The organism is Saccharopolyspora sp. 6M, from assembly GCF_020176775.1.
Classification (GTDB): domain Bacteria; phylum Actinomycetota; class Actinomycetes; order Mycobacteriales; family Pseudonocardiaceae; genus Saccharopolyspora_C; species Saccharopolyspora_C gregorii.
Window position 1 is genome coordinate 1 of the sequence record NZ_JAIUJZ010000045.1, and the last position, 16,421, is coordinate 16,421.

General features: G+C 72.1%; 12 protein-coding genes and 1 pseudogene. 3 read left to right on the forward strand and 10 right to left on the reverse strand.

What is annotated here, in order from left to right; genetic code table 11:
• Positions 1-501 (reverse strand): annotated as a pseudogene (locus LCD31_RS08050) (hypothetical protein); the annotation flags it as partial.
• 57 nt (positions 502-558) lie between these two features.
• Between LCD31_RS08050 and LCD31_RS08055 the strand changes: the two are divergent.
• Entirely contained in the window at positions 559-1,743 is a 1,185-nt protein-coding gene (locus tag LCD31_RS08055) for a YibE/F family protein (RefSeq protein ID WP_308011235.1), read from the forward strand.
• 63 nt (positions 1,744-1,806) lie between these two features.
• Here LCD31_RS08055 and LCD31_RS08060 read toward each other — a convergent pair whose 3' ends face one another.
• The 3 genes from LCD31_RS08060 to LCD31_RS08070 are packed head-to-tail and all read right to left on the reverse strand — an operon-like array spanning position 1,807 to position 4,431.
• A complete protein-coding gene (locus tag LCD31_RS08060) occupies positions 1,807-2,457 on the reverse strand; it encodes a hypothetical protein (protein ID WP_224957005.1) in 651 nt (216 codons plus the stop codon).
• Positions 2,454-3,719 (reverse strand): histidine--tRNA ligase, encoded by a 1,266-nt coding sequence (gene hisS / locus LCD31_RS08065; RefSeq protein WP_224957006.1) that lies wholly within the window; start codon positions 3,717-3,719, stop codon positions 2,454-2,456. Before hisS ends, LCD31_RS08060 begins: the two co-directional genes overlap by 4 nt.
• A gap of 34 nt (positions 3,720-3,753) precedes the next feature.
• Entirely contained in the window at positions 3,754-4,431 is a 678-nt protein-coding gene (locus LCD31_RS08070) for an MBL fold metallo-hydrolase (protein ID WP_224957007.1), read from the reverse strand.
• 169 nt (positions 4,432-4,600) lie between these two features.
• Here LCD31_RS08070 and LCD31_RS08075 point away from each other — a divergent pair, with 169 nt between their 5' ends.
• Complete coding sequence (locus tag LCD31_RS08075; RefSeq protein WP_224957008.1) at positions 4,601-5,344, forward strand: peptidylprolyl isomerase; 744 nt, start codon at positions 4,601-4,603, stop codon at positions 5,342-5,344.
• Positions 5,345-5,462: 118 nt separating this feature from the next.
• Positions 5,463-6,647 (forward strand): cytochrome P450, encoded by a 1,185-nt coding sequence (locus tag LCD31_RS08080; RefSeq protein ID WP_224957009.1) that lies wholly within the window; start codon positions 5,463-5,465, stop codon positions 6,645-6,647.
• Between the two features lie 3 nt (positions 6,648-6,650).
• Here the strand turns inward: LCD31_RS08080 and LCD31_RS08085 are convergent, their stop codons facing one another.
• From LCD31_RS08085 to gyrA, 6 genes are all read right to left on the reverse strand, one after another.
• A complete protein-coding gene (locus LCD31_RS08085; RefSeq protein WP_224957011.1) occupies positions 6,651-8,963 on the reverse strand; it encodes a bifunctional (p)ppGpp synthetase/guanosine-3',5'-bis(diphosphate) 3'-pyrophosphohydrolase in 2,313 nt (770 codons plus the stop codon).
• Positions 8,964-9,150: 187 nt separating this feature from the next.
• Positions 9,151-9,693: an adenine phosphoribosyltransferase gene (locus tag LCD31_RS08090; protein WP_224957012.1), complete on the reverse strand. Its 543-nt coding sequence runs from the start codon at positions 9,691-9,693 to the stop codon at positions 9,151-9,153.
• Positions 9,693-10,913, reverse strand: coding sequence for a protein translocase subunit SecF (secF, locus tag LCD31_RS08095; protein WP_255614726.1), 1,221 nt, complete (start codon positions 10,911-10,913; stop codon positions 9,693-9,695). The genes LCD31_RS08090 and secF overlap by 1 nt, the downstream gene beginning before the upstream one ends.
• On the reverse strand, positions 10,910-12,496 hold the full coding sequence (secD, locus tag LCD31_RS08100; protein ID WP_224957014.1) for a protein translocase subunit SecD: 1,587 nt from the start codon (positions 12,494-12,496) through the stop codon (positions 10,910-10,912). Before secD ends, secF begins: the two co-directional genes overlap by 4 nt.
• A 454-nt stretch (positions 12,497-12,950) precedes the next feature.
• Entirely contained in the window at positions 12,951-13,757 is an 807-nt protein-coding gene (locus tag LCD31_RS08105; protein ID WP_224957015.1) for a DUF3566 domain-containing protein, read from the reverse strand.
• Positions 13,758-13,789: 32 nt separating this feature from the next.
• On the reverse strand, positions 13,790-16,285 hold the full coding sequence (gene gyrA / locus LCD31_RS08110; protein WP_224957016.1) for a DNA gyrase subunit A: 2,496 nt from the start codon (positions 16,283-16,285) through the stop codon (positions 13,790-13,792).
• Positions 16,286-16,421 lie beyond the last annotated feature (136 nt).

A 16,421-nucleotide genomic window follows, 5' to 3' on the forward strand; every position in this document is an offset into this window, starting at 1 on the left:
CCGCCGCCCGGCCCCCGATCGCGGCCCGCGCCCCGATCCGGCGAACCCGGTGGACCGCAGCCCGCGCCACCGGGCCGCCCGGCCGATCCCGACGCGACCGGACCGCGCGCCCGGCGGCGGCGACCCGACGAACCGGGTCGCGGCGGCCGACCCGGGGGCGACGAACCCGGCGGCGACTCCGCGAGCGGCCAGCCCGGCGGCGCCGAACCCGGCACCCGCGAACCCGGACGCGGCGGGCAGCGCAGGCCGGACGGCGATCCCGGACGGGCCGGAACTCCCGGACGCGGCTCTCCCGGGCGGAACGCCGAACGCGGCGGTGCTGACCCCGGCCGACCGCGCGCGCGGCGCCGCCCACCGGGCGACCGGGCCGAGACCGAGCGGACCGGAGCCCACGCCGCTCCCGCGGCGGGCGGCGGGACGACGCCCCCGGCCGCGGGCGACCCCGGCCCGAGCACCGGCGCCACCGCCATCGGACACGGACACGGACACGGACACGGACACGGACACGACGGTCCTCCCGCCTCCCGCACCGTCAAGCGCCTGCTCGCCATCGCCCTGGTGCCGTTCGCACTCGCCGCGATCATCGGCACCGCGCTGCTCTACCCGTTCGGCCACCAGCAGCGCACCGGCGCCGACCTGGGCCTCGGCCAGTACCCGGTGAACGGCGAGGTCGTGGCCTCCGCCGCGGGCGGCTGCGGCGACACCGGCGGCTGCGTCACCCTCCAGGTGCGGATGTCGGACGGGCCGACCCCGGGCCGGACCATCGCCCAGGTGATGCCCGTCGAACCCGGCACTCCGCGGTTCGCCGTCGGCGACCGGGTGGTGCTGTCCTACGCGGGCGCCAACCCGGAGGAGGAATCGTCCTTCCAGGTGGTCGACTTCCAGCGCGGCAGTCCGCTGCTGGTGCTCGGCCTGGTGTTCGCGGTCGCGGTGCTGCTGCTCGGGCGCTGGCAGGGCCTGGCCGCGCTGGGCGCGCTGGTGCTGAGCTTCGTGGTGCTGATCGGGTTCGTGCTGCCCGCGATCCTGGCCGGGGAGAACCCGCTGCTGGTGTCCGTGGTCGGCTCCGGCCTGATCATGTTCGTGGTGCTGTACCTGACGCACGGGTTCTCCGCGCGCACCTCGACGGCGGTACTCGGCACGCTGCTGAGCCTGGCGCTGATCGGCGGGCTCAGCGCGCTGTTCTCGGCGACGACGCAGCTGACCGGGCTGGACGACGACACCTCCAGCCTCATCGCCGCGCTGGGCACGCCGATCGACGCGCGCGGCCTGCTGCTGGCGGGCATCGTGATCGGCGCGCTGGGCGTGCTCGACGACGTGACGGTCACCCAGACCAGCGCGGTGTGGGAGCTGCAGCGGGCCGATCCGTCGATGGGCTGGCGGAAGCTCTACCAGGCGGGACTGCGGATCGGGCGGGACCACGTGGCCTCGGCGGTGAACACCCTGGTGCTGGCCTACGCGGGTGCGTCGCTGCCGCTGCTGCTGGCGTACTCGCTGTCGGGCCGCAGCTTCGGGGAGATCATCAGCACCCAGGCGGTCGCCCAGGAGGTGGTGCGCACCCTGGTGGGCAGCATCGGCCTGGTCGCCGCGGTGCCGATCACCACGCTGATCGCGGCGCTCGTCGCGGCCAGGGAGACCGGTGGTGCCGACCGCGCGAGCGCGGCCGAGCGGGCCGGTGCCGCGGCGGCGGAGAGCGCCACGTCCCGTGTCCACCACCGCTCCCGCCCGCAGCCGCCGACGGCCTGAGCACCGGCGAGTGGCCCGGGTGCGCGAACCCCGTTCGAGGGCCGTGCACCCGGGCGGAGCCGCTCAGTCCAGGGTCGTGACGAAACCGGCGACGGCCTGCGGGTTCAGCTTCTGCGCCATCCGCCCCTGCGGAGCCAGCGAGGCGAGCCGGTACAGCGGGCGGGCCGCCGCTCCGTCGCCCCTGGCCTCGGACTTCAGCTGCGCCACGACCAGCTCGGAGAGCACCAGCGCGTGCGTGTCCCCGATGGACGCCAGCGCGTCGGCGATGCGCCGCAGCGCGAGCACGCCGAGCTCGCGCCCGCCGGTGCCCGCGTACATGGCCAGCGCCACCGACACGGCCTTGCCCTTCGGCGGTCCGCCGACCAGCAGGCTCACCGTCCGCATCCCGCGCACGTCGGTGATCACCAGGTCGAGCCGGTCCGCCGTCCGCAGGTCCACCGTCCGGGTGCCGAGCGCGCGCACCGAGACCTCGCCGCCGCGCAGCCACGTGGTCTTGCGGGATTCACCGAGCGCGAGCAGCAGCAGCGGCACCGCCACCACCGCCGCGCCCACCGCGAACCCGGCCGGGCCCGCGACGAGGCCGACGACGCCGCCGAACGCGGCGGCCACGACCAGCGCGGCGATCACCACGTTACGGGCGCGCTTGCGCACGGTGGCCCGGTCGAGCAGGTCCAGTTCGACGGTCTCGGCCGGGACGTCCGCGGGCTCGGTCATAGCTCCGCCACGGCCGCGGCGACCTGGGGCACCAGCTCGTCCAGCGGCACGGACCGCTGCTCACCGCTGCCGAGGTCCTTGAGCTGCGCGCTGCCCGCTTCGACGTCGCGCTCGCCGAGCACCAGCGCGAACCGGGCACCGGAGCGGTCGGCGGCCTTCATCGCGCCCTTGAGCCCCTTGCCGCCGTAGGCGATATCGGTGCGCACCCCGGCGTCGCGCAGACCAGCGGCGACGGTGACGAGGCGCCGCTTCGCGGACTCGCCCAGCGGCACGCAGTACACGTCGCACCGGGTGCGGTCCCCGACCTCGATGCCCTCGGCCTCGCAGGCCAGCAGCGTGCGGTCCACGCCGAGGCCGAAGCCGATGCCGGACAGTTCCGCGCCGCCGAGCTCCGCCATCAGCCCGTCGTAGCGGCCACCGCCGCCGATGCCGGACTGGGCGCCGAGCCCGTCGTGCACGAACTCGAAGGTCGTCTTGGTGTAGTAGTCCAGGCCGCGCACCAGCCGCGGGTTCTCCACGAAGCCCACGCCCAGGTCGGCCAGGTGCTGCTTGACCTGCTCGTAGTGCTCCTTCGACTCCGCCGAGAGGTGGTCCACCATCAGCGGGGCGTCGGCGACCAGCTCGCGCACCTCGGGCCGCTTGTCGTCGAGCACCCGCAGCGGGTTCAGCTCGGCGCGCTGCCGGGTCGCCTCGTCCAGCGGCAACCTGCCGAGGAACTCCTGCAGCTTCGCGCGGTAGTCCGGCCGGCAGGTGGCGTCGCCGAGCGAGCTGAGCTCGATGCGGTAGCCGGTGAGGCCGAGCCGCTTGTAGCCCTCGTCGGCGATGGCGATCACCTCGGCGTCCAGCGCCGGGTCGTCCACGCCGATGGCCTCCACCCCGACCTGCTGCAGCTGCCGGTAGCGCCCGGCCTGCGGCCGCTCGTAGCGGAAGAACGCGCCGCCGTACTGCAGCTTCACCGGGAGCTGCCCGCGGTCGAGGCTGTGCTCGATGACCGAGCGGATCACGCCCGCGGTGCCTTCGGGGCGCAGCGTGACCGAGCGGCCGCCGCGGTCGGCGAAGGTGTACATCTCCTTGCTGACCACGTCGGTCGATTCGCCGACGCCGCGCGCGAACAGGGTGGTGTCCTCGAACAGGGGCAGTTCGATGTGGCCGTACCCGGCGCGACGGGCCGCGTCGGCGAGCGCGTCGCGCACGGCCAGGAACCCGGCGGACTCCGGCGGGTAGTACTCGGGAATGCCCTTGGGGGCGGTGAAGGTGCTCATCAGGGGTGCTTCGCTGTCCTCAAGCTGGGGTGGGTCACCGGTCGGCGGAAACCAGGTCCTGCAGGAACGGGTTGCTCGCGCGCTCGCGACCGATGGTGGTGGTGGGTCCGTGGCCGGGCAGGACGACCGTGTCGTCGACGAGCGGCAGGATGCGGGTGCGCAGCGTGTGCAGCATCGTCGAGTGGTCGCCGCCGGGCAGGTCGGTGCGTCCGATGGCACCGGCGAACAGGGTGTCCCCGGCCAGCAGCAGCCGGCCGCCCTCGTCCGCGCCGACGCCGAACAGCACCGACCCGCCGGTATGGCCGGGGCTGTGCGTGACGCCGATGTCGAGCCCGGCGAGCTCCAGCACGTCGCCGTCGCCGAGGTCCCGGACGTCGCCGGGCGCGACCAGCGGCGGCAGCGCCGCGAACAGCTCCGCGCCCTGCGGGCCCATCGAGGCGGCGGGGTCGGTGAGCATGTACCGGTCGGCCGGGTGGATCCACGCGGGCACGTCGTGCGCGCGGCACACCTCGCCCGCGGAGAAGACGTGGTCGAAGTGCCCGTGGGTGAGCAGCACCGCCACCGGGTTCAGCCGGTGTTCGCGCAGCTGCTCGTCGAGCGCCTCGGTCGCCTCCTGGCCGGGGTCGACGATGACGCAGTCCGCGCCGTCGCCCGCGGCGAGCAGGTAGCAGTTCGCCTGCAGAGGTCCGGCGGGGAACCCGAGCACCAGCACGCGTGCGCCTTTCGTCGTCCAACACGAGATCATCGACCGCCGCGGACGGGCGGGCCGTGGCCTGTTCAGCCTAGAACATCGTCCCGCACGGTCTGCCGGTTCCGTGGAACCGGGCGGCCCATAAACTCCAGGTGTCCTGATCGTGTCGGAGCCCCCGGGGAGGGAGCAGGTGCCGAGCAACGAACAACGTCGCCAGAACGCCAAGCGCAAGCTCGAACGGCAGTTGGAGCGGCGTGCGGAGCAGGCGAAGCGACGTCGGATGATGACCCTCGGCGCCACGGTGCTGGTGGTCATCCTGGCCGTGGCGGGCGTCGTGTACTTCATCAACAGCAGCGGTGAGTCGGAGGCCGCGCCGACGTGCACCTACCAGCCGACGCCCGGCCAGCCCGCGGCGAAGCCGGTCGACCCGCCGGAGTCCCCGGGTGCCGACGCGCCGAAGACCCAGCAGGTGACGCTGAGCACCGGCCAGGGCGACATCCCGGTGACGCTGGACCACGCGAAGGCCCCGTGCGCGGCGAACAACTTCGCGCACCTGGCGGAGTCGAAGTACTTCGACGACACCGACTGCCACCGGCTGACCACCACTGAGGGCCTGAAGGTGCTGCAGTGCGGCGACCCGACCGGTACCGGTTCCGGTGGCCCCGGCTACTCGTTCGCCGACGAGGTCGACTCCCAGCCGACGTACCCGCGGGGCACGCTGGCGATGGCGAACTCGGGGCCGGACACCAACGGCAGCCAGTTCTTCATCGTCTACGGCGACTCGCAGCTGCCGCCGAACTACACGGTGTTCGGTACCGTCGGCGAGCCCGGCCTGCAGGTCGTGGACAAGGTGGCCGCGGCCGGTGACGACACCGGTCAGGGCGACGGCAAGCCGAAGCTGCCGGTGCACATCGACAGCGCGAAGGTCGCCTGACCCGCTCGCGACGTCTGCGGAGGGCCGCGGGACCGGACGGTTCCGCGGCCCTTCGCCGTTCCGGGCCTACTCGGACGCGTCCGGGACGCCTAGGCTCGGTCCGATCGGAGGTGCGCAGGTGATCGACGTGGCGGCGCTGGACCCGGCCGATCCCGGTTTCGTCGCGGACCCGTACCCGGTCTTCCGCGCGCTGCGCGAACGGGGACCGCTGCACCGGCACGAGGCGTGGGGCGCGCACGTCGCCGTCTCGCACGAGCTGTGCTCGGCGGTGCTGCGCCACCGCGACCTGCGGCGGGTGTGGGTGGACCGGGTTCCGCTGGCCGAGTTCGAGGCGTTCAACGCGCTGCACCGGCTGAGCATGCTGGAGAACGAGCGGTTGCACGGCAGGCTGCGCGCCGCCGTCGCCCCGCTGTTCCACCGCCGCGCCGTGGCCGCGATGCGCGCCACCACCACCGAGCTCGTCCGCCCGCGCCTGGACCGGCTGCGCGCGGAGATCGACGAGCACGGCCGCGCCGAGCTGATGTCCGCGCTGGCCGGGCCGGTGCCGGTGGACGTGATCGCCGCGCTGCTCGGCTTCCCGCCTGCCGAAGGCCCGCTGCTGCGGAACTGGTCGAACCGCATCGTGCGGATGTACGAGCCGGAGCTGGACGACGCGGGCCGCCGGGACGCCGAGCTGGCCGCCGGCGAGTTCCGCGGGCACGTCACCGAGCACGTCGAGCACCGCCGCGCGCACCCCGGTGTCGACCCGCTCAGCGCGCTCGTCGGCACCGGCGCGCTGGACCGCGACGAGTTGGTGGCGACGTGCGCGCTGCTGCTGATGGCCGGGCACGAGGCCAGCGTGAACGGCATCGGGAACGCCGTCGTCGCGCTGCACGACCGGCCCGCGCAGTGGCGCCTGTTCCGCGGGCTCGGGCCGGACGCGGTCGCCACCGCCGTGGACGAGCTGCTGCGCCACGACACCCCGAACCAGTTGTTCGAGCGCACCGCCGTGCGCCCGGTGGAGCTGGCCGGGACCCGCGTCGAGGCGGGCGACAAGGTCGTGGTGCTGCTGGGCGCGGCGAACCGGGACCCGACCGCGTTCGCGGCACCGGACGAGCTGGACCTGACCCGCACGCCGAACCCGCACCTGGCGCTGGGCATCGGGATGCACTACTGCCTGGGCGCACCGCTGGCCCGGCTGGAGATCGGGGTGGTGCTGGCCGAGTTCGCCGCCCGCTTCCCCGATTTCGCCCTGCTGGAGCGCCCCCGCCGCTCGGCCGCCTTCGCCCTCCGCGGCTACGACCGGATCGACATCACGGCCTGACCTTCACGCCGCCGAGGTGACCCGGTAAACGTCGTAGACGCCTTCGATGTTGCGCACCGCCTTGAGCACGTGGCCGAGGTGCTTCGGGTCGCCCATCTCGAACGAGAACCGGCTCACGGCGACCCGGTCCTTCGAGGTGGTGACGGAGGCGGACAGGATGTTCACCCGCTCGTCGGCGAGCACCTTCGTCACGTCGGACAGCAGCCGGTGCCGGTCCAGCGCCTCCACCTGGATGGCCACCAGGAACACCGAGGACGAGGACGGCGCCCAGTACACCTCGACCAGCCGCTCCGGCGACTTGCGCAGGTCGTCGGCGTTGGTGCAGTCGGTGCGGTGCACGCTGACCCCGCCGCCGCGGGTGACGAAGCCCAGGATCTCGTCGCCCGGCACGGGGGTGCAGCAGCGGGCGAGCTTGGACCACACGTCCCCGGCGTCCTTGACCACGACCCCGGAGTCGCCGGTGCTGCGGCGGCGCTGCTGCACGGTGGACGGGGTGGAGCGCTCGGCGATCTCGTCCTCGGCCTGCTCCACGCCGCCGATCAGCGCGACGAGCCGCTGCACCAGGTGGTGCGCGGAGACCTGCCGCTCCCCCACCGCCGCGTACAGCGCGGTGACGTCCACGTAGTGCAGTTCGCGGGCGACGGCGGCGATGGAGTCGGCGGTGACGAGGCGCTGCACCGGGAGCCCGAGCCGCCGGATCTCCTTGGTGATCGCCTCCTTGCCGTGCTCGATGGCCTCTTCGCGGCGTTCCTTCGCGAACCACTGCTTGATCTTCGCCTTGGCCCGGGGCGAGGCGACGAACGACAGCCAGTCCCGGCTGGGCCCGGACCCCTCCGCCTTGGAGGTGAAGATCTCGACGACCTCGCCGTTCTCCAGCTTGCGTTCCAGCGCGACCAGCCGGCCGTTGACGCGGGAGCCGATGCAGCGGTGCCCGACCTCGGTGTGCACCGCGTAGGCGAAGTCCACCGGCGTCGACCCGGACGGCAGCGTGATCACATCGCCCTTGGGGGTGAACACGAAGATCTCGCGGGTGGCGAGGTCGTAGCGCAGCGATTCCAGGAACTCGCCCGGGTCCGCGGCCTCCCGCTGCCAGTCCAGCAGCTGGCGCATCCAGGCCATGTCGTCGACCTCGACGCCGGCCTGCCCGCCGCTGCCGTTGCGGCCCTTCGTCTCCTTGTAGCGCCAGTGCGCGGCGATGCCGTACTCGGCGGTGCGGTGCATCTCGCTGGTGCGGATCTGCACTTCCAGCGGCTTGCCCTCGGGACCGATGACGGTGGTGTGCAGCGACTGGTAGACGCCGAAGCGGGGCTGGGCGATGTAGTCCTTGAACCGGCCGGGCATCGGCTGCCACAGCGCGTGCACCACGCCCATCGCGGCGTAGCAGTCGCGCACCTCGTCGACGAGGATCCGCACGCCCACCAGGTCGTGGATGTCGTCGAAGTCGCGGCCGCGGACGATCATCTTCTGGTGGATCGAGTAGTAGTGCTTCGGGCGCCCTTCGACCTTCGCGGCCAGCCGCGCGGTCTCCAGCTGCCCGGACAGCTCGTCGGTGACGGTGCGCAGGTAGGTGTCCCGGGACGGGGCGCGGTTGGCGACGAGCCGCACGATCTCGTCGTACTTCTTCGGCTGCAGGATGGCGAAGGCCAGGTCCTCCAGCTCCCACTTGATGGTGGCCATGCCCAGCCGGTGCGCGAGCGGCGCGAGCACTTCGAGGGTTTCGCGGGCCTTGCGGGCCTGCTTCTCCGGCGGCAGGAAGCGCATGGTGCGCATGTTGTGCAGCCGGTCGGCCAGCTTGATCACGAGGACGCGGGGGTCGCGGGCCATCGCGATGATCATCTTGCGGATGGTCTCGGCCTCGGCGGCAGCGCCGAGCTTCACCTTGTCCAGCTTCGTGACGCCGTCGACCAGGTGCGACACCTCGTCGCCGAAGTCCGCGCTGAGGTGCTCCACCGAGTAGTCGGTGTCCTCGACCGTGTCGTGCAGCAGCGCCGCCACCAGCGTCGTGGTGTCCATGCCCAGCTCACCCAGGATGGTGGCGACGGCCAGCGGATGGGTGATGTACGGGTCACCCGATTTGCGGCGTTGGTGGCTGTGCTTGTCCTCGGCCACGTCGTAGGCCCGCTGCAGCAGCGCCAGATCCGCGTGCGGGTGCAGCTCGCGGTGCACCGCGGCCAGCGGTTCGAGCACTTGCTTGACCTCCGCGGCGCGCTGCGCCGTGATCCGTCTGGCCAAGCGGGCGCGCACCCGCCTGGTCGCCGAGGCGGGACGCACCTGCTCGGTTGCTGCTGGGGCAGGAGACTCGACGTCTTGGCTCACCGCGCGCTCCCGGGCATGGAGGGGACGTTGCACCCGGATCTTGAAGTGGTCACGACCCGGGCATCGAGAATAACGCCGTTCGGGCTATCACCCTTCCCCGGCCGTCCCCCGAAACGTTGAACGGTCACTCTCAGCTTCGAGTCGACGGGAAAACTTCACCAGGACCGATCAGCCGGGCCGAAGATCCTCACACCGCCAGCAGCGCCTGCACGTCCGAATCCATCCGGTCCCGGCCGCCGAGCGCCGTGAGCTCCAACACCACGGACGAGGCCACCACCTTCGCGCCGGCGCGGCCGAGCAGCTCGCAGGCCGCGCGCAGCGTGCCGCCGGTGGCCAGCACGTCGTCCACCACGAGAACCCGCTGACCAGCACTGATGGTGGCCGCCGGGAGCTCCAGGCTCGCCGAGCCGTATTCCAGCTGGTAGTCCACGCGGTCGGCGACCTCCGGCAGCTTGCCCGGCTTCCGCAAGCCCACGACCCCGGTGCCGCGCGCGTGCGCGACGGCGGCGCCGAGCAGGAAGCCGCGGGCCTCGACCCCGGCCACCACGTCGAACTCCAGGCCGTCACCGAGCGCGGTCACGACCGCCGCGAACGCCTCCCCGTCGGCCAGCAGCGGGCTGATGTCGCGGAACAGGATTCCGGGCTCCGGGAAGTCCGGGACCTCGCGGATCAGCCGCGCCGCCTGCTCCAGCGCGGGGTGCAGCACCCGCACGCCGTCCGATCCCGCCATCAGCGCCGCTTCTTCCCGGTCGGGCGGCTGGACTTGCCCGCGGGCCGCCGCCGGTTCTGCGGGGCGTCGGAGCGCGCGGCGCGCTTGCCCGCGGCGCTGGACGCGCCGGCCAGGGTCCGCTCCGAGCCCTCCTCGGCCTGCTCGTCCGAAGGCTCGCCGGTCTCCTTCGCGGAACCGCGCTCCCGGCGCTGGGCGACCTTCGCCGCCTGCTGCCGGTACCGGCGGTCCCGCATCTTGAAGTCCACCAGCAGCGGCGTCGCCAGGAAGATCGACGACACCACACCGGCGATCATGCCGACCAGCTGCACCAGCGCCAGGTCCCGCAGCACGCCCACGCCCAGCAGCCAGGCGCCGACCACGAGCAGGCCGATCACCGGCAGCAGCGCGATCACCGAGGTGTTGATGGAGCGCATCAGCGTCTGGTTCACCGCGAGGTTCGCGGCCTCCGGATAGCTGCGGCGGGTCAGGCCGAGCAGCCCGCGGGTGTTCTCCTTCACCTTGTCGAACACCACGACCGTGTCGTACAGCGAGAACCCGAGGATCGTGAGCAGGCCGATCACCGTGCTCGGCGTGACCTCGAAGCCGGTGAGCGCGTAGATGCCCGCGGTGACCACCACGTCGTGCAGCAGCGCGATCAGCGCCGCCACCGCCATCCAGCGCTCGAAGTAGAACGCGAGGAACACCGTCACCAGCACCAGGAACACGCCCAGCGCCAGCAGCGCCTGCTGGGTGATCTCCCCGCCCCAGGTGCCGCTGACCGCGCTGTCGCTGACCGCGGCCGGGCTCGGCTCGCCGTCGGCGCCCAGCGGCTGGAGCCGCTGGAACATCGTCTCCTTGACCTCGGAGACCTGCGCGGTGTTCAGCGACTCGGTGCGGACCTGGATGGTCTGGCTGTTCGCGGTGCCCACCAGCTGCACCGTCTCGGCCGGGTGACCGAGTGCTTCGGTGAACGCCTCCTGCACCTGGTCCTCGCTGATCGGGCCCTGCGCGCCGACGGCCGGGACCTGCAGCTTGGTGCCGCCCTCGAAGTCGATGCCCAGGTTGAAGCCCTTGAGGCCCATCGCGCCGATGCACACCAGCACCAGCAGCCCGAGGGACACGTACCAGCGCATGCGCTTGCCGACGATGTCGAAGGCGCCGTTGCCGATGTAGAGGCGTTCGAAGACGCTCGCGCGCCGGTTTCCGCCGTCGCCGGCGGTGCTGTGGATGACCACCGTCAGGCCTCCTTCGCGCTGGAAGCACCCCGGGAGCGCGCGGAGCGCTGCTGGGCGGCGTAGCGCTGCGTCGCGCCGAGGCCGGACACCGAGGGCTTGGACAGGAACTTGTTCTTCGACGCCAGCGCCACCAGCGGGTGCGTCACCAGGAACACCACGACGAGGTCGAGCACCGTCGACATGCCGAGGGTGAACGCGAAGCCCTTCACCTGGCCGACCGCGAGCACGTAGAGCACGGCCGCGGCCAGGAAGCTCACCGCGTCGGCGGACAGGATGGTGCGCCGCGCCCGGGTCCACGCCCTGGGCACCGCGGAGCGGAACGTCCGGCCCTCGCGGATCTCGTCCTTGAGCCGTTCGAAGAACACGATGAACGAGTCGGCGGTGATACCGATCGCGACGATGAACCCGGCGATGCCCGCCAGGTCGAGGGTGAAGCCGATCCACCGCCCGAGCAGCACGAGCACGCCGTAGACGATGCCGCCGGAGAGCACCAGCGACAGCACCGTGAGCACGCCGAGCAACCGGTAGTAGGCCAGGCAGTACACCGCGACCAGGAGCAGGCCGATGCCACCGGCGATCAGACCGGCCTCCAGCGCGGCGACGCCCATCGTCGCCGACACCGTCTCGGCCTCGGACTGGTCGAACGCCAGCGGCAGCGAGCCGTACTTGAGCACGTCGGCCAGGTCCGTCGCGGACTGCTGGTTGAAGCTGCCGCTGATGGAGGCGTTGCCGCCGAGCAGCGCCACGTTGATCGTCGGCGCGGAGACGACCTCGCCGTCGAGCACGAACGCGGCCTGCTGGCCGACGTTGGCGGAGGTGAAGTCCGCCCAGCGCTTGCCCCCGTCGGCGGTGAAGTCCAGGCTCACCGTCCAGTTCGGCTCCTGCTGGTTCGGCGGTTGGGCCGCCGCGTTGGCGATGTCGGTGCCTTCCATGAACACCGGCTCCAGCACGTACTTCTGCGCCTTCTGCTGGTCGCAGGCGACCAGCGGGAGCTTCGGGTCGGCGTTGCCGCGCAGCGGGTCCTCGGCGTTGCAGTCCAGGGCCGCGAGGGCCTGCATCTGCACGTTCGGGTCGGTGCTCTGCCGGGTCTTCTTCGCCTCGTCGATCGCCGCCTGCTGGGCTTCCGGGTCGGCGGGCTGCTGGGCGTGGGCGGCCTGCGGCGCGGTCCCGGAGGGCTGGCCCGGCTGCGGCGGCGGGGCCTGCGCGGGCGCCACCATGTTCGGCACGACCTTGCGGAAGCTCAGCTCCGCGGTCTGGCCGAGCTGCTTGGCCTGGTCGCCGCCCTCGCCGGGCACGGTGATCACCAGGTTGGAGCCGTCCAGGTTCACCTCGGAACCGCTGATGCCCATGCCGTTGACGCGGGTCTCGATGATCTGGCGCGCCTGGGTCAGCGACTCCTGCGTCGGCGGCCGGCCGTCCGGGGTGCGCGCGGTGAGCGTCACCCGGGTGCCGCCCTGGAGATCGATGCCCAGCTTCGGGTCGGGCTTCTGATCGCCGGTGAGGAATACCAATCCGTACAACGCCACGACGATCAGCGCGAAGATCGCGAGGTAACGCCCTGGGCGGATCTGCCCGGCCGGAGGTGCCACGGTGCGTCGGTCTCCTGTCCACTGTCTACGGAATGCGGGCGGGACATCGGCACGCGCAGGGCGGAGCGCCCGCGATCTGATGCCCCGGATGATCGGCCGCTCCAGGTGTCCCCGGAACGGCCGTTGATCACAGTACGCGCCCGAACAGCACGAGCACGCCGCACGATCTGGGAAGGCCCGCGACCAGTCTGCCAGGCGGGTGGTGCGGACGGACGCGAGGGGCGGCCGCGCGGGGCCGCGAACTGGGGATATCGCCCGAGTCGGGCGCGGACCGGCGGAGTTCGGCGCGGTTCGTAAACCCGCCACGCCGGTGCTCGGCGGAGGTCCACTTCGGCTGCTCGGCGGAACGCGGGCGTGCCGGGGAGGTGCGCGCGGCTGTGCCGGGGCGCGCGGCGGGCCGGGGGGGGGGGCCCGGGGGGGGGGGGGGCGGGCCCCCCCCCCCCCCCCGGACCGGTCACTCCCGCTCGGACAGCGTGACTTCCACGCCCCCGGCGAAGTCGGCGGCCACGTTGTAGATGAACGCGCTCACCGTCGCCAGCGCCGTGAACAGCACGATGTTGATCGCCCCGATGATGGAGGCGACGCCGAACACGCGGCCCGCGCTGATCAGCTCTTCGCTGGCGGCGTCCTCCGGCGAGGTGAGCTCGGTGAACGTGCCGTTCAGCGAGTCCCACACGCCCATGCCGTCGAGCACCCCGTAGAGCACGGCGACCGCGATCATCCAGACGAAGAACATCGCCACGCTGAGCACCAGGGCCAGCTTCAGCACCGACCACGGGTCGAGCCGCTTGACCTGGAGGCTCGCCCGCCGCGGTCCCCTGCTGGGCCGGCGGGCGCTGGTGGACTGCGCGCCCGGCCGAGCGGCCGCGCCGAAGTTCACCGCGGTGCGGCCGTCCGCTCCCTGCTTCGGGATCTCGGTGCGGACCGTCTCCTGGTCGTGCCCGGGCTTCGGGATCCCCTGGGTCTGCGCGGTGTCGAAACCGGGCTGGGCTTCGGCACCGCCGTCGGCGCTGCCGGCCCCGGCTCCGGTGCGCTGCCACGGCGGCGGCGCCTCGGTGCCCTCGAAGGTCTCCGAACCGTTCGGCTTCGAGCTCGCCTCGCCGTTGCCGTCGGCCGCGGCCGACGTGTCGCCGTCGCCCCCGGTCGCAGCGGTCTGCCCGGTCATCACCGAGGTGTGCTGGGAGTTCTGGCCGTTGGTCGGTTCGGCATCCTGGTCACCCGGGTGCCCGTCCGGACGCTCCGGCTTCTCGGAAGATGTCACGAGAGATCCTTCATGATCGTCATCGGCGGTCGCTACTTCGTCGGCTCAGGCCCGGCGGCGTCCGGATCGGCGGCCTCGTCGGCGCTGCGCGCGATGGCCACCACCGAAGTCCCGTCGCCCAGGTTCATCAGACGCACCCCCTTCGTCTGCCTGCCTGCCTTGCGAACCTCCTTGGCGGTGGTCCGGATGACGCCGCCGGTGGAGGTGATCGCGTAGAGCTCATCGTCCAGGTCGACGATGAGCGCCCCGACAAGCCTCCCACGTTTGCGGTCGTACTGAACGGTGAGCACGCCCTTGCCGCCGCGGCCCTGGACCGGGTAGTCGTCGATCTCCGTCCGCTTGGCGTAACCGCCGTCGGTGGCGACCAGCACGAACCGGCCGGCCCGGACGACGCCCATCGCGAGCAGCTCGTCGCCCGCGTTGAACCGCATGCCGAGCACGCCTGACGTGGCGCGGCCCATGGGGCGCAGCGCTTCGTCGGTGGCGTGGAACCTGATCGACTGCCCTTCGGCGGAGACCAGCAGCAGGTCGTCCTCCTCGGAGCACAGCACCGCGCCGACCAGCTCGTCCTCGTCCTTGAGGTTCACCCCGATGAGTCCACCCGAACGGTTCGAGTCGAAGTCGGTGAGCCGGGACTTCTTCACCAGGCCCGCCTTGGTGGCCAGCACCAGGTACGGGGCGGCGGTGTAGTCCTTGATCTGCATGACCTGGGCGATGTGCTCGTCCGGCTGGAACGCGAGCAGGTTCGCCACGTGCTGGCCGCGGGCGGTGCGGTTCGCCTCGGGCAGCTCGTAGGCCTTCGCCCGGTACACCCGGCCCTTGTTCGTGAAGAACAGCATCCAGTCGTGCGTGGAGCAGACGAAGAAGTGCGAGACGATGTCGTCCTGCTTGAGCTGCGCGCCCTGCACGCCCTTGCCGCCGCGCTTCTGCGCGCGGTACAGGTCGGTGCGGGTCCGCTTCGCGTAGCCGGTGCGGGTGATCGTGACGACGACGTCCTCGTCGGCGATGAGGTCCTCCATGGAGACCTCGCCCTCGTAGGGCACGATCTTGGTGCGGCGGTCCTCGCCGTACTTCTCGACGATCTCCATGAGCTCGTCGCGGATGATCTGCCGCTGCCGCTCCGGCTTCTCGAGGATGTCCTTGTAGTCCTCGATCTCCAGCTCCAGCTCGGCGAGCCGATCGATGATCTTCTGGCGCTCCAGCGCGGACAGCCGCCGCAGCTGCATCTCCAGGATCGCGTCGGCCTGCACCTCGTCGACGTCGAGCAGCCCGATCAGCCCGGTGCGGGCCTCGTCCACGGTCGGCGACCGGCGGATCAGCGCGATCACCGCGTCCAGCGCGTCCAGCGCCTTGACCAGGCCGCGCAGCACGTGGGCGCGCTCCTCGGCCTTGCGCAGCCGGAAGCGGGTGCGCCGGACGATGACCTCGATCTGGTGCGTGACGTAGTACCGGATCACCTGGTCGAGGCGCAGCGTGCGCGGCACGCCCTCGACCAACGCCAGCATGTTCACGCCGAACGTGGTCTGCAGCTGGGTGTGCTTGTAGAGGTTGTTCAGCACCACCTTCGGGATCGCGTCCCGCTTCAAGGTGATGACGATGCGCATGCCGCGTCGGCTGTTGGACTCGTCGGCGATGTCCGAGATGCCGGTGAGCTTGCCGTCGCGGTGCATGGCCGCGATGTTCTCGATCAAGTTGTCCGGGTTGACCTGGTAGGGCAGCTCGGTGACGATCAGCGAGGTGCGGCCCTTCGCGTCCTCCTCCACGGAGACGACCGAGCGCATCTTGATGGAGCCGCGGCCGGTGCGGTACGCGTCCGCGATGGCGTTGGTGCCGAGGATCAGCGCCCTGGTCGGGAAGTCCGGCCCCTTGATGAGCCTGATCAGCTCTTCGAGGAGCGTCTCGTCGTCGACCTCGGGGTTCTCCAGCAGGTAGACCACGCCGTCGGCGACTTCCCGCAGGTTGTGCGGCGGGATGTTCGTCGCCATCCCGACCGCGATGCCGCTACCGCCGTTGACCAGCAGGTTCGGGATGCGGGCCGGGAGGACGTCCGGTTCCTGGGTCCGACCGTCGTAGTTGTCGGAGAAGTCGACGGTGTCCTCTTCGATGTCGGCGAGCATGTGCATCGCCAACGGCTTCAACCGCGACTCGGTGTACCGCATGGCGGCCGCCGGGTCGTTGCCCGGCGAACCGAAGTTGCCCTGCCCGTCGATCAGCGGGTGCCGCATCGCCCACGGCTGCGCCAGGCGCACCAGGGTGTCGTAGATCGCCGAGTCGCCGTGCGGGTGGTAGTTGCCCATCACCTCGCCGACGACGCGGGAGCACTTCACGTACCCCCGGTCCGGGCGGAAGCCGGAGTCGTACATCGCGTACAGCACGCGGCGGTGCACCGGCTTGAGGCCGTCCCGCACGTCCGGCAGGGCGCGCGCGACGATGACGCTCATCGCGTAGTTGATGTAAGAGTTCTGCATCTCCTGCTGGATGTCGACCGGTTCTACGCGGCCGTGTTCCGGCGGCAGGATTTCCGTCACGGGTGGAAGTTCCTTTCAGGCGGGTGGGGCGGGTTCCTGCGCCGGCGCGACGCGGGCGAGCGTCCGGGGAGGCTCGCCCGGGGCGCGGCGGGGGGGGGGGGGGGGGGCGGCCCCCCCGGGGGGGCCCCCCCCGCGC

Bases quoted from the DNA above. Each gene is read 5' to 3' on its own strand.
- hisS (WP_224957006.1), bottom strand. From the start codon at position 3,719: ATGAGCACCTTCACCGCCCCCAAGGGCATTCCCGAGTACTACCCGCCG.
- LCD31_RS08060 (WP_224957005.1), bottom strand. From the start codon at position 2,457: ATGACCGAGCCCGCGGACGTCCCGGCCGAGACCGTCGAACTGGACCTG.
- LCD31_RS08090 (WP_224957012.1), bottom strand. From the start codon at position 9,693: ATGGCGGGATCGGACGGCGTGCGGGTGCTGCACCCCGCGCTGGAGCAG.